We start from the raw sequence: 19,978 nt of genomic DNA, 5'->3' as shown, positions 1-19,978 counted from the left end.
CAAGCATGTTATCGTTACAGCTATATTCAGACAAGCCTCATTCCCGGTTAATTCGAGTAAAAAATATGTTTTGTGTGATCTACAGAAGCCCGCTACGTGACCAGACTTATCTGTATGTTGAAAAAAAAGACGATTTTTCAAAGGTGCCTGACGCGCTGCTGAAAGGCTTTGGTAAGCCCCGGCTGGCAATGGTACTAACGCTGGAAGGTCGCGAAAAACTGGCTAATGCAGACATCAATAAAGTTAAGCAAGGGTTAAGCGAACAGGGGTTTTATTTACAGCTTCCACCACCGGTCGAAAACCTGTTAAACCTTCATCTTGTAGCAGATAAAAAAGTTTAATTCAGATTCATCTGTAAATATAATTATTCGCATGCTTATTTTTTGCATAATTATATTCATTTCAGCTATTCAATATTAACGGCGGAAATTTCACGCCGTTATTCGCACTATTTTTAGCCACTGATAGCCCCTTTTCTGCGCAACTATTCGCCATACTCGCCGGTAAATTCACGCTTTTTGACAATTTCAGCATACCTGATCGGTAAATCCATCTTATTATTTGCCAACAGGGCTGGCTTTGCGACCAATGCCTGAGCAAACATCAACCCGCCAGCATTGCTGGCATCACAACTAAAAAAGCAGGGGATTAGCATGTATCAGCATCGTAACTGGCAAGGCGCTCTGTTGGATTATCCGGCCAACAAAGTGGTTTGCGTCGGCAGCAACTATGCAAAACACATTAAGGAAATGGGCAGTGCAACGCCAGCCGAGCCGGTGGTATTTATCAAGCCGGAAACGGCGCTGTGCGATTTACGCCAGCCGCTGTCTATTCCCAGTGCCTTTGGCGAAGTACATCATGAAATCGAACTGGCGGTGCTGGTTGGCTCCACGCTCAGGCAGGCAAGCGAAGAACATGTTGCTAAAGCGATTGCGGGCTATGGTGTAGCGTTGGATCTCACGCTGCGTGACCTGCAGGCTGGATTAAAAAAAGCCGGTCAGCCCTGGGAAAAATCCAAGGGTTTTGATAATGCCTGCCCGTTGTCAGGTTTTATCCCGGTAGCCGAATTCAGTGGCGATCCGCAAAATATTGAGCTGAAGCTGGTGATCAATGGTGAAGTGCGACAGCAGGGGAATACTTCGGACATGATCCATAAAATCCTGCCGCTGATTGCTCATATGAGCCAGTATTTTACCCTGCGCGCGGGTGATGTTGTGCTAACGGGTACGCCGGAAGGTGTCGGCCCAATGCGTTCCGGCGATAAGTTGGAAGTGACATTGGCGGGTCACGGTATCAGCACCCGGGTATTGTAAAACTTGCATCGCCGCACCGGAGGCTTTATAAGGTGCGGTTTGATTTAAAGCAGGACACTGATCATGACTGACACCCCTTTCTGGCAACGTAAGCGCCTGGCACAAATGAGCGATGAGGAATGGGAATCCTTATGTGATGGTTGTGGTCAGTGCTGTCTGAACAAGCTGCAGGACGCCGATACTGATGAAATCTATTTCACCAATGTTGCCTGTAATCAGCTGAACATAAAAACCTGCCAGTGTCGTCACTATGATCGACGTTTTGAACTGGAAGAGGATTGCATCAAGCTGACGCGTGAAAATCTCACCACGTTTAACTGGCTCCCGCGTACCTGCGCCTATCGTTTACTGGGCGAAGGCAAAACGTTACCCGCCTGGCATCCGCTGCGTGCAGGATCGAAAAAAGAGATGCATGCCCAGCGTATTTCGGTGCGATATATCGCGGTACGGGAAAGTGAAGTGCGCGACTGGGAGGATCACATCATTGATCGGCCCGATCGCAACGGCTAGATACCATCTCATCAGATATAAAGGCTGCCAATGGCAGCCTTTATTCTGTTAGTGGCTAAACAGATCGCGACGCCGGGCTTTGAAAGGTTGCGCAACCAGCACGAATACCGCAACCAGCAAATAGGCTGCGAATATCACTATCATCCATTGAGGCATGCTCAGCGTCAGAAAAGACCAGCTGCGTTCTGCGCAATCGCCGCTGGCGACAAATACCGAAGGCAGCCACTTGCTCAACGGCAACCAGTCTGGAAAGCGTGCAGCAAAATCGCAGGTTGCGAAAGGATTGGGGTGCAACTGAATCATGGTGTGTGCCCACGAAAGCCGTAAACCTTCCCACGCGCTGTACAACCAAATCAGAAGGGCGACAAAACGTAACGGTGATTTAGGGGCGATGGCACCCACGATCCCCGCGCCCATTATGCCGAATAATGCACAACGCTCATAAATACACATGACGCAGGGTGCTAAGCCCATAATATGCTGGAACCCCAACGCCGCCACTTCAAGCCCCAGTGCCGTCAGGGCCAGCAATAACCAGGCTCCGCGACCCCGGGAGCTTTGATTCAAATATCGCAACATATTGTCTTCCCTGTAAAAGTTAATGTCCCGCAGTGTAAACCAAAAGGAGGTCTGTGCCAGCCCGGTTTCGTTTAAAATCGTATACAAACATGACGTAAAATTGATCCAGATTAGCCGGGATTAAAAGTGGGGTGAGTAAACCCAGCCTGCGCTTATCATGCTGTCGGTAAGAGGGACCAGCAAATACTGAATGCAGAGGAAACCCACAACCGATAACACCAGGGTAAAGGGCAACGCCATCCACACCATCCGTCCATACGAGAGGCGAATCAGCGGCGCTAAAGCAGACGTCAGCAGGAACAAAAAGGCCGCCTGGCCGTTTGGTGTGGCCACTGAAGGTAAATTGGTACCGGTATTTGTCGCAACAGCTAACAGCTCAAACTGACGCAAATCGATGGCCCCACTTTTCAGTGCGTGTTTCGCTTCGTTGATATAAACCGATCCAACAAACACATTATCGGATATGGAAGAAAGCAAGCCGTTAAACACATAGAACCAGTTAAGCTGCGTGCCAGGTTCAGCATTGAGGACAAAAGTAATCAGCGGGCTAAAAAGATGTTGTTCAACGATCACCGCCACAACGGCAAAAAACACTGCCAGCAGCGCGGTAAAAGGCAGCGCTTCAGTAAACGCCTGACCCAGCGTGTGCTCATCAGTGATACCGCACAGCGAGGTCGCAAGAATGATGACAGACAAACCGATTAAACCGACCTCAGCCAGATGAAAAGCCAGCGCGACAATTAACCAAATGCCGATTGCAGCCTGGATTAACAATTTCAGCGTATCCTGACGGGTACGTTGTTCGGCTGCTTCGCGATCGCTGTCAACTAAAAGCTGGCGCACAGCATCAGGCAAAGTGACACCGTAACCAAAAAGGCGAAAGCGCTCGACAAAGATACTGGTTGCTATACCACATAGCAGCACGGGAACGGTAACGGGTGCCATGCGAAAAAAGACCTGCACGAAATCCCAGCCAGCAGCGTGAGCAATAATCAGATTTTGCGGCTCACCGACCATGGTCATTACGCCGCCCAGTGCCGTCCCGACGCCCGCCTGCATCATCAGGCTACGTAAGAAGGCACGAAACTGATCCAGCGTTTCGCGTTGGGCTATGGTGTGTCCCTGGAATTTAGCGTCGGAGGCCACACGGTGATAAATCTCATAGAAACTTATCGCCACGCTGATGACTACCGCCAAAACGGTTAGCGCATCGAGGAAAGCAGAAAGAAAGCCCGCCACCAGGCAGAATGTCAGGCCCAGCAGTACTTTCGAGCGTAGCGTCAGCAGTAATCGGGTGAAAACAAACAGCAGCAGCTGCTTCATAAAGAAGATGCCCGCCACCATAAAGATTAATAACAGTAAGACCTCCAGATTATTGGCTAACTCAGCCTTAACCTGCTCAGCACTTGCCATGCCAGTAAAAATGGCTTCAACTGCCAGCAAGCCGCCCGGTAATAACGGGTGGCATTTAAGCGCCATACCTAAAGTAAAAATAAATTCGATCACTAAAAGCCAGCCGGCAGCGAAGGGGCTGACAAAAAAATACATCAGGGGATTGAGGATCAAAAAGCCAATCATCAATGCTTTATACCAATCCGGCGACTGACCGAGGAAATTCCTTTTAAATGCCTGGGCGTAAGTTATATCCATCCGCTGAAATATCCTGTTGTTGTGGATGCGTTTGTGCCGCAAAGGATAATCTTCAGCAGGATAAGGTGCAAACGTTGTCAAACGCCATGCAACAAAGCGGTCGGATTTTGCGTCAGCGCGCGCTTTTAATAGTTTCCAGGCTATATCCGCTATAGGGCGTCTGGTATGATGAGTGCCCATCACAATAAAGAAAGCAACGAGAACAAACTGCTATGGTCATCAAGGCTCAGAGCCCAGCGGGATTTGCTGAAGAGTATATTATTGAAAGCATCTGGAATAGCCGCTTTCCGCCAGGGTCAATTCTGCCTGCTGAACGTGAGCTTTCTGAATTAATTGGAGTTACGCGCACTACATTGCGCGAAGTTTTACAGCGTCTGGCGCGTGATGGCTGGTTAACAATCCAGCATGGTAAACCGACTCGCGTCAATGATTTTTGGGAAACGTCAGGTCTCAATATTCTTGAAACGCTGGCACGTCTTGATCATGACAGCGTGCCGGTGTTAATCGATAATTTGCTGTCGGTGCGTACTAATATCTCGTCTATCTTTATCAGCCGCGCATTGCGTCATTATCCTGATAAAGCACGTATTGTTTTAGAAACCGTGGCTAATACGGATGATCAGGCAGAAGCCTATACCGAGCTGGACTATCGCGTATTCCGCGGCCTGGCTTTTGCCTCTGGTAATCCGATTTATGGATTGATCCTTAACGGCTTAAAAGGGTTATATACGCGCGTGGGCCGGCATTACTTCTCTAATCCAGAAGCACGTCAAACCGCACGAGATTTCTATCAGAAATTATTAACGCTGTGCGAAGGCCAGCCCGCTCAGGATGAAATTGTTAGTACCGTGCGCGAGTACGGACGACGCAGCGGTGAAATCTGGCACAATATGCAGAAAAGTATGCCAGACGATTTAGGCAGCAAGCGCTAAGTATAAAAAAACCGGACGTCCTGTCCGGTTTTTTTATGGGCAGAACGTTTAAAGCGGGCTACCGCGTGAAGGATTACGATCCAGCAACTCCACGCTGCCATCTTCATTCTGCTGTTCCAGAATCACATCGAATCCCCATAAGCGATGCACATGTTTGAGCACCTCACGGCGGCTCTTATCCAGCGGTGTACGGCTCTGCGGCACATAACGCAGCGTGAGCGAGCGATCGCCACGTAAATCCACGTTATAAACCTGAATATTAGGTTCGAGATTACTCAGGTTGTATTGCGCAGAAAGCTGTTGGCGGATAGCGCGATAACCCGCTTCATCATGAATTGCCGCGATCTCCAGATAATTATTGCGATCGTCGTCCAGCACGGTAAACAGACGGAAATCACGCATAATTTTTGGCGATAAAAACTGGCTGATAAAACTCTCGTCTTTGAATTCTCTCATCGCAAAATGCAGCGTTTCCAGCCAGTCAGAACCGGCAATATCCGGGAACCAGTAACGATCCTCCTCCGTTGGCGACTGGCAAATACGCTTGATGTCCTGGAACATGGCAAAGCCCAGCGCATAAGGATTAATACCGTTGTACCAGGGGCTGTTATAGGGCGGCTGGAAAACGACATTGGTATGGCTGTGCAGGAACTCCATCATAAAGCGTTCTGACACTTTTCCTTCATCATAAAGATGGTTGAGGATAGTGTAATGCCAGAAGGTCGCCCAGCCTTCATTCATCACCTGCGTCTGCTTTTGTGGATAGAAATACTGGCTGACCTTACGCACAATACGCAGGATTTCGCGCTGCCAGGACTCCAGCAGTGGCGCATTTTTTTCCATGAAATAGAGCAGATTTTCCTGGGGTTCAGAAGGATAGCGCGTCGCTTCGACCTGCACCGTTTCTTTCTCACGACGCGGCAGGGTACGCCAGAGCGTATTAACCTGGCTTTGCAGATACTCTTCGCGGCTTTGCTGCCGGGCCTTCTCCTCCTGCAAAGAGATTTTTTGCGGGCGTTTATAACGGTCAACACCGTAATTCATCAATGCATGACAGGAGTCGAGTAGACGCTCAACTTCTTCCACGCCATAGCGCTCTTCGCAGTCAGTAATATAGTTTTTAGCGAACAGCAGGTAATCGACAATCGAGCTGGCATCGGTCCAGCTACGGAATAAGTAGTTATTTTTGAAGAAAGAGTTATGGCCGTAACAGGCATGCGCCATCACCAACGCCTGCATCGTCATGGTGTTCTCTTCCATCAGGTAAGCGATACAGGGATTGGAATTGATCACAATTTCATACGCTAACCCCTGCTGACCGTGTTTATAGCGCTGTTCGGTTTCGATGAATTTTTTGCCGAATGACCAGTGCGCGTAATTAATGGGCATACCGACGCTGGAATAGGCGTCCATCATTTGCTCGGAAGTGATCACTTCGATCTGATGCGGATAGGTATCGAGCCGGTAGAGTTTAGCCACGCGGTCAATCTCAGCGAGATAAACATCAAGCAGGTCGAATGTCCAGTCTGGTCCATCACTGAGTCGTTTGCTGTCCTTAATGGGATCGTCAAAGATAGTCGTCATAGCGCACCTCTCTGTTTTAGCAAACTGGCTTACCCGGCCGGGTAGCCTGTTTCGGTTATTTAAGGCTTCATCCTGAGAAAGAAAACCCAAAACACTAAGCGAACATTTCAATGATAGTTCACTGTCGCCTATCCGAAACCGGAACTCAAACGAATTTATTTGGAAGAAAATCATCTGAATAGCAATACGCTGGGTTTTAATAGTTTTATGTTCTTTATTTTAAATATTACGAATTATTTAATATCGTTTATAAGCGTATTGTATGGGACTGGCTTAATCTCCTGATAAAAGATGAATTAACTGGATGTCTCGTCATTAATCCCTGATTTTATTTTAAAAGGCGCATAACTCTCTAATTTTCATTGCCTGGCAAGTTTTTAGTTACCAGTTTGATAAAAAAGATGTGAAATAGTTGTATTAATTAGCGGTGGAATCCCACAAAACCATTGCGCTGAATATCAGCTTAGGGTTAGTGGATTATGCTTTTACATATTGCGGCGGGGGATATATGCACGTAGTGATTCTGGGGAGTGGCGTTGTGGGTGTAGCAAGCGCCTGGTATCTGGTCCGGGCGGGGCATCAGGTAACGGTTATCGATCGCCAGCCTGCGGCAGCAATGGAAACCAGTGCAGGCAATGCCGGTCAGATTTCCCCTGGCTATGCCGCACCGTGGGCGGCGCCGGGCGTGCCCCTCAAAGCGGTAAAATGGATGTTCCAGCGTCACGCGCCGCTGGCGATCCGTCTGGATGGTAGTCGTTTCCAGCTGGAGTGGATGTGGAACATGCTGCGTAACTGCGATATGAACCACTATCAGCAGAATAAAAGCCGTATGGTGCGTATTGCTGAATACAGTCGCGATTGTTTAAAAGCGCTGCGTGCCGAAACCGGTATCGCCTATGAAGGACGCCAGGGCGGCACTTTACAGCTGTTTCGTACTCAACAGCAATTTGATAACGCCAGCAAAGATATAGACGTATTGCGTGAAGCTGGCGTGCCTTATGAATTACTACAGGCCCACGAACTGGTCAGGGTGGAACCCGCGCTGGCTACCACGCAGCATAAGCTTACTGGCGGGTTGCGCCTGCCGAATGATGAAACCGGCGATTGTCAGCTGTTTACCCAGCGTCTGGCCCGAATGGCTGAAGAAGCAGGCGTAGTGTTTCGCTTTAATACTTCAGTCGATCATTTGCTGCGCGAGGGAAATCGCATTTACGGCATTAAATGTGGTGAGGAAGTGATCAAAGCTGACAGCTACGTTGTCGCGTTTGGCTCTTATTCGACCGCCTTACTGAAAAATATCGTCGATATTCCGGTCTATCCGCTTAAAGGCTATTCACTCACTATTCCGATTAAAAACCCTGATGCCGCGCCGGTATCAACCGTGCTGGATGAAACGTATAAAGTTGCGGTGACGCGTTTCGACGATCGTATCCGCGTGGGCGGCATGGCGGAAATTGTTGGTTTTAACACCAAACTGTTAAATGCGCGGCGTGAAACGCTGGAGAGGGTGGTCAGCGATCTTTATCCTGAAGGCGGTGATGTTGAACAGGCCAGCTTCTGGACCGGTTTACGCCCGATGACGCCAGATGGTACGCCGATCGTAGGTGCCACGCCGCTTACCAATCTTTATCTCAATACCGGACACGGCACACTGGGATGGACGATGGCCTGTGGTTCTGGTCAACTGTTGGCGGATCTTATTTCTGGCAAGAAACCGGCGATTGCAGCGGATGATTTATCGGTATTCCGCTATTTGCCCGGATTCAACGCGCGGACATCACCGCTGCGTAACGCCAACGCCACACGTTAAGCCTTCAGGGAGAAGAGATATGTCACGTCCTATTGCCGCTACCGTCAATCAACAGGCGCTGCGGCATAATCTGGCGATCGTTCGTCAGGCTGCTTCACATTCGCGCATCTGGTCGGTAGTGAAAGCGAATGCTTATGGCCACGGCATTATGCGCGTCTGGCAGAGTCTGGCGGAAACCGATGGCTTTGCGCTACTTAATCTCGAAGAAGCCATTTTGCTGCGTGAGCAGGGCTGGAATAAACCGATCCTGTTGCTGGAAGGCTTTTTTCATGAAGATGATTTGCCGTTAATCGATCGTTATCGCTTAACCACCAGCGTGCATAGCAACTGGCAGATTAAAGCGCTGGCAACAGCAAACCTGTCCGCACCCGTTGATATATATGTAAAAGTAAACAGCGGAATGAACCGGCTTGGCTTTCGTCCTGAGCAGATTAACGGTGCCTGGCAAAAATTGCGTACATTAAATAATGTGGGTGACATGACGCTGATGGCGCATTTCGCGGACGCTGAAAACCCTGAAGGCTTAATTGACCCGCTGCAGCGTATTGAACGTGCCGCTGAAGGGCTTAACTGCCCACGTTCGCTGTCTAATTCTGCCTGTACGTTATGGCACCCTGAAGCGCATTTTGACTGGGTGCGTCCCGGTATTGTGCTGTATGGCGCTTCACCGAGTGGAGACTGGCAGGATGTCGCCAGCAGTGGCTTACAGCCAGTGATGACCCTGAACAGTGAAATCATTGGCGTACAGCAATTGAATCCGGGCGACGGCGTGGGCTACGGCTACCGTTATCATGCTCAACAGGCCCAGCGCATCGGCGTTGTGGCGTGTGGCTACGCGGATGGCTATCCTCGTCATGCACCAACCGGCACCCCTGTTTGTGTCGATGGCATCATGACAACGGTGGTTGGTGCCGTTTCGATGGATATGATTACCGTCGATTTAACCCCTTGTCCACAGGCGGGGATCGGTTCAAAAGTAGAGCTGTGGGGCGATCAGGTAAAAATTGATCAGGTCGCGAAAGCAGCCGGAACGGTGGGTTATGAGCTGATGTGTGCTCTGGCGCCCCGCGTTCCGGTAGACATTATTTAAGCGAGGTCAGCGTACCACGCACATTGTTACTGCAGCGCCAGGCAATCAGCGCCAGCGCTGCACCTAACAACATCATCCACGCCAGCGACAGCTTCTCGGCTATCGGCAGGACAACAATTAACAGGCTGCCCGCGGCGCCTCCCGCCATCTGAATAAACCCTTGCAGTGCCGACGCAACGCCAGCCTGTTGCTGATACGGCTCCAGAGCGTAGCTGGTGGCAGGGCCAACGGTAAAGGCTAAACCGGCAACTGAAACCGCCACCGGCAGCATATACAGCGCCCAATGGTTTTTTATCGAAGCGGGAAGCAGGTACATGCCCGCCATTAACAGCAGCGCGCCAAGTAGCATGGTGATAAACCCCATCGCCAGACAAAACGGACGGCCAGCTTTGCGAATAGTTTTATTCACAAACACGCTAACCAGCATAATCCAAAAGCCGTTAGCGCCAAACGCGAAAGAGAACTGCAAGGGAGATAACCCACCTTCGGTCATCAATACTTGCGGTGCCAGCGAAACATAGGTCAACACCATACCGAGCGCGCCCGCGTTAGCAAAGGCAAAAGCCAGAAAACGTGGCTGACGTAGAATTTCAGCGTATTGCGCGATAGGCAAACCTTTGACGCGCAATGTATTGGCCGGGCGTGTTTCGGGCAAGCCGATAATCACTAACAGCATGATCAGCGCCGCGTATCCACACAAGAACCAAAAGGGCGCACGCCAGCCAAATGCGCTAGCGAGCAGGCCGCCCAGCAGCGGTGCCAGCGCCGGAACAATATTCAATGCGCCGTTCAGAAAGCCATAAGCACGTGCAGCGTCATCACCGCTGAGGCGATCGCGCACGCCACTGAAAGCCACCACGGCGCTACAACACACTGCGCAGCCTTGCACCACGCGTGCAATCAAAAACAGCGGCCATGAGGTTGACGTCGCGGCAATCGCACTGCCGATGATATAAAGCGCCAGGCCGATCAGCGCAATGGGCTTGCGGCCATAGTTGTCAACCAAAGGGCCTGTAATCAACTGACCTAGCCCCATTACCAGCAGAAACAGCGGTATGGTGGTCTGGATCAGGCTGACGGGTGTATGTAAACCCTCAGCAATTTGCGGCAAGGTGGGCAGGTACAGATCAATGCCTAAAGGTGCCAGTAGCACCAGGCTTAATAACAATAACGTAAATTTTTGCATAGTAACCAGAGGGTAAGCGTTCTGTTAAAAACGAGGCGGAGAGGGTAATAACTCAACGAGCAAAAGGGAAGGGGAACTCGCGTATAAAATACGATGCCTGTGCAAAACAGGCATCTTAGCGATTCTATTAATAAGCCCCGTCACGGCGAATAACGACGCCAGCGGTTTTGAACAGGATGGCAACATCTGTCCATAACGCCCAGTTTTTAACGTACCATGAGTCAAAATAGACGCGCGTATCGTAATCAATGTCGTTACGACCGCTCACCTGCCATAAGCCGGTCATACCGGGTTTCGCCATCAGGTAATAATCAACATCACCCGCGTAACGCTCCAGTTCAGCTTCAATAACCGGGCGCGGCCCGACAAGACTCATTTCACCACGGATTACGTTCCATAACTGCGGTAGCTCATCCAGGCTGGTTTTACGCAGGAAACTCCCGATACGGGTAATGCGCGGGTCGTTTTTCAGCTTGAAATCTTTATCCCATTCAGCACGCGCTTCTTCACTGGTGGCGAGTAAATTTTCCAGCACCTCTTTCGAGTTGGTGACCATAGAGCGGAACTTCAGGCACTTGAATTTTTTTCCATCCTGTCCGATACGTTCATGACCATAAATCGCGTTACCGCCATCGCGTTTCACCATTGAGCACAACAGCGCGAAAACAGGAGCCAGGAATACCAGCAGCATAGAGGCAACCACTATATCGAAGGCACGCTTCAGGAAGCGTGATGAGTGTTTGGCCAGGTTGTTGCTAACCCGCAAAATCATCACTTCATGGCTAAAGATAAACGACATGTCGGTGCCGTACAGCGGCACACCGCGTAACGTAGGAATAACCGAGACCGAACGACAGTTCATTTTAGAGAGAAACTTCAGCCATTGGTCGCGCATCGGTTGCTGCTCATACTCCATCGCCACGATGAACTGAATATTGTCACGGTCAATGGTTTGCCAGTTAATATCTTTGCAGGTAATGACCGGAACGTCATTGACGCTTTTCTGCTGTGGCTCGTCATCAATTGAAATAAATGCCTGCACGTTATAGCCAAGAATTTCTTCGCTCTGCAAGGCGGCATAAGCTTCGGTGGCATTTTTGCCTGAGCCAATAATGATGGTCTCTTTTTGCCATTGCCCGGCTTTGTTGATGGCGCGTTTTACCAATGCACGCATCAGTGGCAGAAGTATCAGGGCGTAAGTCCAGCTGAACACCCAAACCATGCGTGAAAAATCCCATTTAGAAAAAGCTATCAGAGCAAGATCAAATAAAGAAAAGACAAACAGGGTTTTTATTATCTCTTTCAGTTCGAACCAGAACGGTTTGCGATAAGTGTAATGGCGCAACCGAACCCAGAACCAGCCAGTACACATAACTGACATAATAAACTGTGCAATAAAACGGTATTCGATTTGATGCGGTGGAATAAATGAATCCAGCTCTCCCCAAATCCCCTGGATTGTTGCGGCGGATAAAAACAGCGCCAAATTTAATGCAATCAGATCGGAAAAACTCAGGGCGAGCTTTACGATAATATTTTTACGCGTTCCGCTCCATGAGCGGCTCGCATCATTCATTACTAATGTACTTGCCATAAAACCTGCTCTCTTTTCTTAAGTAAAAGATGGCCTGACCAGAATCAAGTACGCGCTCAGGAGTGGCTACTGAAAAATTTTAAAAAAAGCTTTTTCAGTGAATTACAGTCAATAGCGCCATTTGCGCTGCGATACGCGTGACGGCAAAAGGCGTGATGACCATCACGAAAAACTGCAGCAATGTTTAAGAGTATGCAGGAGTTATTTGACAGAGTTAATACGGAACAATTCTGAAAAAGAAAAAAAGCGTTTAAGTTTTATCGCTGTAATCTTTTGAAAGTAAAGGATAAAAAATTTTTCTGCCGGTTATAACCAATAAATTTAAGATGCATTTTCAGAATTACCGCCAAATAAAAAGTCTGGCGGTAAATATTCCGAAATCAGGCCGGTTTCTTTAATATCCAGCGATCGCCTTCTTTATCGTAATGCGCTATTTCCAGATCCACAGGATTACCATCAATCCATGCAGGAACACTGGTCTCAACGTCCCAGCCGTCAAGCTGATAACTCAGGCCGGGATTGGTCTGACAAGGAATGCTGACGGTTTCCAGTTTTTCGCTGTCGAGTTCGGCATCAATAATCTCGTAACGGCCAATTTTAACGACGTGTCCCATTTATTTCTCCCGTTTGTTCTGGGTTGAATATTTAGCTTAGTGGGTTTACGCCGAATTACGAGGCGGTTTGTTTAAGATTAATCCTTGTCTTCTGCCGGACGAACCCCGACTCTGCTAATGCGGTTGTCCTCTTTTTCCGCCACGGTCCAGGTTAACTGATTCCATTCAATATGGTCGCCAACTACCGGCGTGCCGCCAAGCATACTTAGCATTAACTGTCCCAGTGATTGCTGATCGTTAGTTTCTTCATCCAGCTCAAGGCCATATATTTGGGCAATATCACGCAAACGTGCGTCAGCGTCGAGGATGAAGTCGCCGAAGAAGCGTTGATCCAGGGAAACCGGCGGCGACTGACTGAACATCTTACCTAGCGCGGGCAGATCGCGTTCACGGCCGATCACGCAAATTACATCGTTTTCCTTTAGCCGGGTGCCACCATTAGGTTGCATCAGCACGTTATCGCGGAATAACGCGGCGATACGCGTCTCACGCGGCATCTGCAAGTCACGCAAGGCTGCACCAACGCACCATTTGTCTGCGCTAAGCTGGTAAACAAACTGTTCCCAGGGGTTTTCCGGATGAATATCCAGGCCAATACGGCTGATGGGTGACGCCGTTGGCGGTACCACTACCCTGGCTTTCTTCGCTGCAAAGCCTAACGTTGTACCTTGCAGCATTAATGAGACCAGCACGACAAAGAAGGCAATATTAAAGTAGAGCGAGGCATTCTCTAATCCAGCCATCATTGGGAACACCGCCAGAATGATTGGCACCGCACCGCGTAACCCCACCCAACTGATGAAGATGCGTTCGCGCCCGGTGAAATTGCGAAACGGCAGCAGGCCAATAAAGACAGACAAAGGGCGGGCCACCAGAATCAGCCACAGCGACAGGATCATGGCAGGAACGGCGATATGCCAGAGATCGGAAGGGGTCACCAGCAAGCCGAGCACGATAAACATACCGATCTGGCTTAACCAGGCCATACCGTCGAAGGTTTGTAAGATACCGTGGCGGTTGCGGATAGGGCTGTTACCCAGCAGAAAGCCGCAAAGATAAACTGCCAGGATGCCGCTACCTTCCAGCATCGTAGTCAGCGCAAAAACTAAAATACCGCCGCTTAAGGCCAGTAAAGGATACAAACCACTGGCCAGATTAATGCGGTTTATTAACTGTTGCAGCGCCCAGCCGCCGCCAAGGCCCAGCGCGATACCTAAACCAAATTGCTGCACTAAATGCACCACGAACATCCAGTCGAGACCGGTTCGCCCCTGCTGGATCATTTCAATTAGCGTGATAGTCAGAAATACCGCCATCGGGTCGTTACTGCCTGACTCAATTTCCAGCGTTGAGCTGACGCGTTCGTTAAGTCCTTTGTCGCCCAGTAATGAAAACACCGCCGCCGCATCGGTAGAACCAATGATCGCGCCAATCAGAAAGCCCTGCATCATATCCAGCTTAAATAACCATGCCGCAATCAGCCCCGTTAAACCGGCTGTAATCATTACGCCAACTGTGGCTAACGAAAGCGCAGGACCGAGCGCGACTCTGAATGAGCTGGCCTTGGTCCGCATCCCGCCATCCAGCAAAATGATCGCCAGCGCCAGGTTTGAAATGAGATACGCCGCCGGGTAGTTATCAAAGGCAATGCCACCGATGCCATCAACACCTGTCAACATGCCCAGGGCGAGGAAGATAACCAGAATTGGAATGCCTAAACGCGAAGAGAATGAACTGAGTAAAATGCTTGATGCAACCAGCACAGAACCAATGATAAACAGACTATAAACAATATTGTGGTTCAAACCCGGTCTCCTGCGATAATAAGGACGGTATGAGCGAATGTGGCAATATTCCATGCTATCTGTGAAAGATAATGTTTTATCAATGAGTTGTCATCGACAATATACGTGTTACAGCAAAAGTTAATACCCTGGCCGAACGATATTAACGTGAAGAATGAAGGGGTTGGCAAGCCAGAGGTGGAAAAAGGGTTATTTTAACAGGTTATTCGGCGGATAAATAAAGAAGCCGGTCAGGGACCGGCTGGTGGCATCAGGCTTCTACCGCCTGTTTGTGAAACAATTCACGGAACACCGGATAAATATCCTCTGGCTCGCGAATATGCTGAATAGCAAAATTATCGAAGGCTGTTTGTAAGTGTTCATACTCACGCCACAGCGTTTGATGCGCCCGGCGCGTTATTTCGATGTAGCTGTAATAGCGCACCACCGGCAGAATATGTTTCGCTAAAATCTCATGGCATAGCGGCGAATCATCTGCCCAGTTATCGCCATCCGAGGCTTGCGCGACGTAAATGTTCCATTGTGCCGGGTCATACCGCTCTTCTACTACCTCACTCATCAGCTTGAGGGCACTGGAAACGATGGTGCCGCCTGTTTCCTGTGAGTAAAAAAACTCTTGCTCATCAACTTCTTTAGCCTGGGTGTGGTGGCGAATGTACACCACATCTACATTCTTGTAGGTTCGACTCAGGAACAGATAAAGCAAAATGTAGAAACGTTTTGCCATATCCTTAGTCGCCTGGTCCATTGAGCCAGACACGTCCATCAGGCAAAACATTACGGCCTGGCTGGAAGGCTCAGGACGTTTCTCAAAATTTTTGTAGCGTAAATCAAAGGTATCGATAAACGGAACGCGATCAATACGCGCCCGCAATTCAGCGATCTCTTTACGGAGCCGTTCCTCTTCGAGAAGTTGCGCCGGTTCCGCTTTTTCCATCGCTATCAGGGAGTCTTCCAGTTCATGCAACATACGACGTTTACCGGCGGTCATCGCTGTACGGCGCGCCAATGAATTTTGCAGTGAACGCACCACGCTGATATTGGCTGGCACACCGTTGGAGGTGAAGCCGGCGCGGTGGGTTTTATATTCATTTAACTGACGATGCTGATTTTTACGCAGGTTAGGCAGGGCCAAATCTTCAAACAGTAGATCAAGGTATTCATCTTTTGAGATTTGAAAAACGAATTCGTCCTGGCCTTCGCCATCCTGACTGGCATTGCCCTGGCCGCTACCGCTACCGCCGCCCCCGCCTTGCGGTCGTTCAATGCGATCGTTTTGTACAAAATGATCATTGCCGGGATGAACGCGGTGGCGGTTACCGCCGCGTCCCTGATGGAAAATCGGTTCGTTAATATCGTCATTAGGAATTGAAACGGATTCGCCACTTTCAATGTCTGTCACCGAGCGCTTGTTGATGGCCTCGGATATCGACTGCTTGATTTGTGACTTATAGCGGCGCAAGAAACGCTGGCGGTTGACCGCGCTCTTGTTTTTGCCGTTCAGTCGGCGATCGATGAAATAGGCCATTTTGTTCCCCCAAACTACAGTGTAAGCAGGTCGGGCATGCCCGACCTTGATGACGGTGCTCCGCACCGCGTGCTTACCGGCTTTGATTAGGACGATTTGCGCACACGCAGATACCATTCACACAGCAGACGGACCTGCTTGCGGGTATAGCCTTTTTCCATCATGCGATCGACAAAATCATCATGTTTTTTCTGTTCATCCGTCGAAGTTTTGGTATTGAACGAGATCACAGGCAGCAGTTCTTCCGTATTGGAGAACATTTTCTTCTCGATCACGGTACGAAGCTTCTCGTAGCTGGTCCAGTTTGGATTGCGGCCATTATTATGCGCGCGTGCACGCAGGACAAAGTTCACAATCTCGTTACGGAAGTCTTTCGGGTTACTGATCCCGGCTGGCTTCTCAATCTTCTCCAGCTCAGCGTTAAGTGATTCGCGATCAAATAACTGGCCCGTATCGGGATCGCGATACTCCTGATCCTGAATCCAGAAATCCGCGTAAGTAACATAGCGATCAAAGATGTTCTGACCGTATTCGGAATAGGATTCCAGATAAGCGGTCTGAATCTCTTTGCCAATGAACTCAGCATATTTTGGAATCAGGTAACCTTTCAGGTGCTCCAGATACTTTTCTGCCTGATCTTGCGGAAACTGTTCACGTTCAATCTGCTGTTCCAGGACATAGAACAGATGTACCGGGTTGGCGGCCACTTCAGCGTGGTCAAAGTTAAATACGCGCGAAAGAATCTTAAAGGCAAAGCGGGTTGAAAGGCCGTTCATCCCCTCATCAACGCCCGCGTAATCATGGTACTCCTGCCAGGACTTCGCTTTTGGATCGGTATCTTTCAGGCTCTCACCGTCATAAACGCGCATTTTTGAATAAATGCTGGAGTTCTCGGGATCTTTCAAACGGGACAGAATGGAGAAGCGAGCCAATGTTTCCAGCGTGCCTGGTGCGCAAGGTGACGTTGCCAGCTCACTGTGATCCAGCAGTTTTTCGTAGATTTTGATCTCTTCGGACACGCGCAGGCAGTAAGGCACTTTGACGATGTAAACACGGTCAAGGAACGCCTCATTATTCTTGTTATTGCGGAACGTGACCCACTCTGATTCGTTTGAGTGCGCCAGAATAATACCGTTGAACGGCAGGGCGGAGATGCCTTCTGTCCCGTTGTAGTTGCCTTCTTGCGTCGCGGTCAACAGGGGGTGCAGCACCTTGATGGGTGCTTTAAACATCTCGACGAATTCCATAATTCCCTGGTTCGCCCGGCATAACGCGCCGGAATAACCGTAAGCATCAGGATCGTTTTGCGCGTGATTTTCCAGTTTACGAATGTCTACTTTACCTACCAGCGCAGAAATATCCTGATTGTTTTCATCGCCCGGCTCAGTTTTGGCAATCGCCAGCTGTTCCAGAATGGAAGGCCAGACTTTAACCACTTTGAAACGGGTGATATCGCCACCAAAATCATGCAAACGCTTCGCAGCCCAGGGCGACATAATGGTGCCAAGATAGCGGCGCGGCACGCCATACTCTTTCTCAAGAATGTTGGCGTCCTCCTGCGGATTAAACAGGCAAAGCGGGTGGTCATTGACGGGGCTACGCTCGCCATCCGCACTCAAAACGTAGATAGGGACACGCTGCATTAAAGATTTCAGGCGTTCGGCAAGTGAAGATTTACCGCCACCGACGGGTCCTAACAAATAGAGGATCTGTTTCTTCTCTTCCAGCCCTTGTGCGGCATGTTTCAGATAGGAGACGATCTGCTCAATCGCTTCCTCCATCCCGTAGAACTCTTCAAACGCAGGGTAGCGTCCTATCACACGATTGGAGAATATTCTGGAAAGGCGTGGCTCCTGGGCAGTATCGACCATTACTGGCTCACCGATAGCCATTAATAGTCGCTCTGCAGCGTTGGCGTATGCACTGCGATCTTGTTTACAGATAGCAAGAAATTCCTGCAGTGTGAACTCTTCGTCCTTGGCAGCTTCATAACGCTGACGATAGTGATCGAATATATTCATAGCGATGCCCGTCCTTTCGTTTTTAGCACAGGTAAAGGAGCGTAATTAGATGCTCATGCAGCTCCCGGAAAATATTCTCTATTGAGTACAGCAACCCTTATGCCAACCTGACGTTTTTTAATCGGGATACACACTTCTTATGGTTACTCTGCTCGTACAAAAAGTCTCGTCTTACTTCTAACTGTAGAAGGCATTTAAGAAATTTCCTCCGCGTGTATTGATTATGTAGCGATATATCAATAACAAAGTTATTTATCTGCAAAGCTATTTTGATTTGAAACGTAGCGGGCAGAATGAAGAATTAACATTTCATCTCGCCTCCGACGCTTGCTACGCTGCTTCAGGTAAGGGTTAAACCCGTGGAAAAAAGCCGTTAGACTACCGGGTGATTGTTATATTTATGGAATGAATAAATTGTGAACCAATTCAAACTTAAAGCCCTTACTGCACTTTTCCCTTGCTGTTTACTCGTTAATATAGCGCATGCTGCGCCCTTATCCCTTGGCGCATCAGTCATTTATGCTGAATCGCCTTATCGTGGTGGTCAGGATCGCTATTTTCCGGTTCCGGTCATCAATTACGAAGGGGAGAACTTCTGGTTCCGTAGCTTGCAAGGAGGATACTATTTATGGAAAGACCCACAAAACCAGCTTTCATTAACGCTGTTAGGGTCACCGCAACAGTATGATCCGGACGACAACGACGCCGGTGATATGAAAAGGCTGGATAAGCGGCATATGACATTAATGGGTGGGGCAACCTATCGCCATACCGCTGACTGGGGCATTGTTCGTACCGCGCTGTTAGGCGATCTGCTAAATAACAGCGATGGCATTATTTGGGATTTAACCTACCTTTACCGCATTGAAATGGGCGATTTCTCGCTTACGCCTGGTATTGGGGCGATGTGGAATAGCGCCAATCAAAACCGCTACTATTATGGCGTCTCCGGGCATGAAAGTGCACGCACGGGTATTGATCGTTATCACCCGGACGATAGCTGGTCACCTTATGTAGAACTCAGCGCCAGTTACCAAATTTCGCCGCAATGGAATGCCAGCGTAGTAGGGCGTTACACGCGTTTCGATAGCGAGATCAAAAACAGCCCGATGATTGATAAAAGCGGCCAGTCTACACTCTGGGCTGGAGTCAGTTACACCTTCTGATATGCACCCATTGAGAGCATTTAATGTTCTCTGCGCTGTTGTGGTGCCCTGAGATGATGCGGGAGAGCAAAATGCAAAAAACCGTTACGTTCGCCAATGGACAAACCCTGCCGGCTATTGGGCAGGGCACATGGTATATGGGCGAAAATGCAGCCAACCGGCAGCAGGAAGTCGCCGCACTTCAGGCGGGGCTGGAGTGCGGGCTAACGCTGATTGACACTGCCGAGATGTATGCAGATGGCGGCGCGGAAGAAGTCGTTGGCCAGGCACTGAAAGGGCGGCGCGACAGCGCCTGGGTGGTCTCTAAAGTTTATCCATGGAATGCAGGTGAATACGATGCGACAGAAGCCTGTGAGCTTAGCCTGAGCCGTCTGCAAACCGATCGCATTGATCTTTATCTCTTGCACTGGCGCGGCAATATTCCGCTGGAAGAAACGATCCGCGCGATGGAGTCACTACAGCAGCAGGGGGCTTTGTTGAATAAATCGAACTTTTGCTGAGTTGAAGGATCAGATCACGCATCCTCCCGACAACACAGACCGTTCCGTGGCAAAGCAAAAGTTCAAAATCACCAACTGGCCCACCTACAACAAAGC

At 49.4% G+C, this 19,978-nt stretch carries 17 protein-coding genes and 1 pseudogene; 9 read left to right on the top strand and 9 right to left on the bottom strand.

Annotated elements, in window-relative coordinates; translation table 11 throughout:
* Positions 1–65 precede the first annotated feature (65 nt).
* The 3 genes from H2P46_RS20260 (at position 66) to H2P46_RS20250 (ending at position 1,823) form a co-directional block, all read left to right on the top strand.
* Positions 66–341, top strand: a complete 276-nt coding sequence (locus tag H2P46_RS20260; RefSeq protein ID WP_193406624.1) for a YcgL domain-containing protein — start codon at positions 66–68, stop codon at positions 339–341.
* Positions 342–653: 312 nt separating this feature from the next.
* Positions 654–1,313, top strand: coding sequence for a fumarylacetoacetate hydrolase family protein (locus H2P46_RS20255; RefSeq protein WP_193406623.1), 660 nt, complete (start codon positions 654–656; stop codon positions 1,311–1,313).
* A 63-nt stretch (positions 1,314–1,376) separates the two neighbouring features.
* Entirely contained in the window at positions 1,377–1,823 is a 447-nt protein-coding gene (locus H2P46_RS20250; RefSeq protein ID WP_193406622.1) for a YcgN family cysteine cluster protein, read from the top strand.
* 48 nt (positions 1,824–1,871) lie between these two features.
* Here H2P46_RS20250 and dsbB read toward each other — a convergent pair whose 3' ends face one another.
* Complete coding sequence (gene dsbB, locus H2P46_RS20245; protein WP_193406621.1) at positions 1,872–2,402, bottom strand: disulfide bond formation protein DsbB; 531 nt, start codon at positions 2,400–2,402, stop codon at positions 1,872–1,874.
* 120 nt (positions 2,403–2,522) lie between these two features.
* Positions 2,523–4,052 (bottom strand): sodium/proton antiporter NhaB, encoded by a 1,530-nt coding sequence (nhaB, locus tag H2P46_RS20240; RefSeq protein ID WP_193406620.1) that lies wholly within the window; start codon positions 4,050–4,052, stop codon positions 2,523–2,525.
* 212 nt (positions 4,053–4,264) lie between these two features.
* On the opposite strand from nhaB, the gene fadR reads away from it, so the two are divergent.
* Positions 4,265–4,984, top strand: coding sequence for a fatty acid metabolism transcriptional regulator FadR (fadR, locus tag H2P46_RS20235; protein ID WP_193406619.1), 720 nt, complete (start codon positions 4,265–4,267; stop codon positions 4,982–4,984).
* 48 nt (positions 4,985–5,032) lie between these two features.
* On the opposite strand, the gene H2P46_RS20230 is transcribed toward fadR, so the two are convergent.
* The gene (locus H2P46_RS20230; RefSeq protein ID WP_193406618.1) at positions 5,033–6,568 is read right to left on the bottom strand and encodes a SpoVR family protein; all 1,536 of its coding nucleotides are present in this window, start codon (positions 6,566–6,568) and stop codon (positions 5,033–5,035) included.
* Between the two features lie 508 nt (positions 6,569–7,076).
* Here H2P46_RS20230 and H2P46_RS20225 point away from each other — a divergent pair.
* Both H2P46_RS20225 and dadX read left to right on the top strand, forming a co-directional pair.
* A complete protein-coding gene (locus H2P46_RS20225; RefSeq protein WP_193406654.1) occupies positions 7,077–8,378 on the top strand; it encodes a D-amino acid dehydrogenase in 1,302 nt (433 codons plus the stop codon).
* A gap of 19 nt (positions 8,379–8,397) precedes the next feature.
* The gene (gene dadX, locus H2P46_RS20220; RefSeq protein ID WP_193406617.1) at positions 8,398–9,468 is read left to right on the top strand and encodes a catabolic alanine racemase DadX; all 1,071 of its coding nucleotides are present in this window, start codon (positions 8,398–8,400) and stop codon (positions 9,466–9,468) included.
* Here dadX and H2P46_RS20215 read toward each other — a convergent pair.
* The 6 genes from H2P46_RS20215 to yeaG all read right to left on the bottom strand — a co-directional run bounded on the left by H2P46_RS20215 (position 9,461) and on the right by yeaG (position 18,216).
* On the bottom strand, positions 9,461–10,654 hold the full coding sequence (locus H2P46_RS20215; RefSeq protein ID WP_193406616.1) for a multidrug effflux MFS transporter: 1,194 nt from the start codon (positions 10,652–10,654) through the stop codon (positions 9,461–9,463). The two genes, dadX and H2P46_RS20215, sit on opposite strands and share 8 nt — an antisense overlap.
* A 127-nt stretch (positions 10,655–10,781) precedes the next feature.
* Positions 10,782–12,248 (bottom strand): undecaprenyl-phosphate galactose phosphotransferase WbaP, encoded by a 1,467-nt coding sequence (gene wbaP / locus H2P46_RS20210; RefSeq protein WP_193406615.1) that lies wholly within the window; start codon positions 12,246–12,248, stop codon positions 10,782–10,784.
* A gap of 380 nt (positions 12,249–12,628) precedes the next feature.
* Entirely contained in the window at positions 12,629–12,862 is a 234-nt protein-coding gene (locus tag H2P46_RS20205; RefSeq protein ID WP_193406614.1) for a DUF1480 family protein, read from the bottom strand.
* A gap of 77 nt (positions 12,863–12,939) precedes the next feature.
* Complete coding sequence (locus tag H2P46_RS20200) at positions 12,940–14,667, bottom strand: potassium/proton antiporter (RefSeq protein ID WP_193406613.1); 1,728 nt, start codon at positions 14,665–14,667, stop codon at positions 12,940–12,942.
* A gap of 250 nt (positions 14,668–14,917) precedes the next feature.
* Entirely contained in the window at positions 14,918–16,195 is a 1,278-nt protein-coding gene (locus H2P46_RS20195) for a YeaH/YhbH family protein (protein ID WP_193406612.1), read from the bottom strand.
* A gap of 86 nt (positions 16,196–16,281) precedes the next feature.
* A complete protein-coding gene (yeaG, locus tag H2P46_RS20190) occupies positions 16,282–18,216 on the bottom strand; it encodes a protein kinase YeaG (RefSeq protein ID WP_193406611.1) in 1,935 nt (644 codons plus the stop codon).
* 416 nt (positions 18,217–18,632) lie between these two features.
* Here yeaG and H2P46_RS20185 point away from each other — a divergent pair, with 416 nt between their 5' ends.
* From H2P46_RS20185 to H2P46_RS23125, 3 genes and pseudogenes are all read left to right on the top strand, one after another.
* Positions 18,633–19,382 carry a MipA/OmpV family protein gene (locus H2P46_RS20185; protein ID WP_193406610.1) on the top strand — a complete coding sequence of 250 codons (750 nt, stop codon included), beginning with the start codon at positions 18,633–18,635 and terminating at the stop codon, positions 19,380–19,382.
* Positions 19,383–19,453: 71 nt separating this feature from the next.
* Positions 19,454–19,858: pseudogene (locus tag H2P46_RS20180) on the top strand (aldo/keto reductase); the annotation flags it as partial.
* Positions 19,859–19,883: 25 nt separating this feature from the next.
* On the top strand, positions 19,884–19,978 hold a 95-nt coding region (locus H2P46_RS23125), incomplete at its 3' end, for a hypothetical protein (protein WP_238939003.1).

Source organism: Mixta mediterraneensis (assembly GCF_014946725.1).
Taxonomy (GTDB): Bacteria; Pseudomonadota; Gammaproteobacteria; order Enterobacterales; family Enterobacteriaceae; genus Pantoea; species Pantoea mediterraneensis.
Note: the sequence above shows the minus strand (reverse complement) of the source record. Positions and strands in the feature narration are given on the sequence as shown.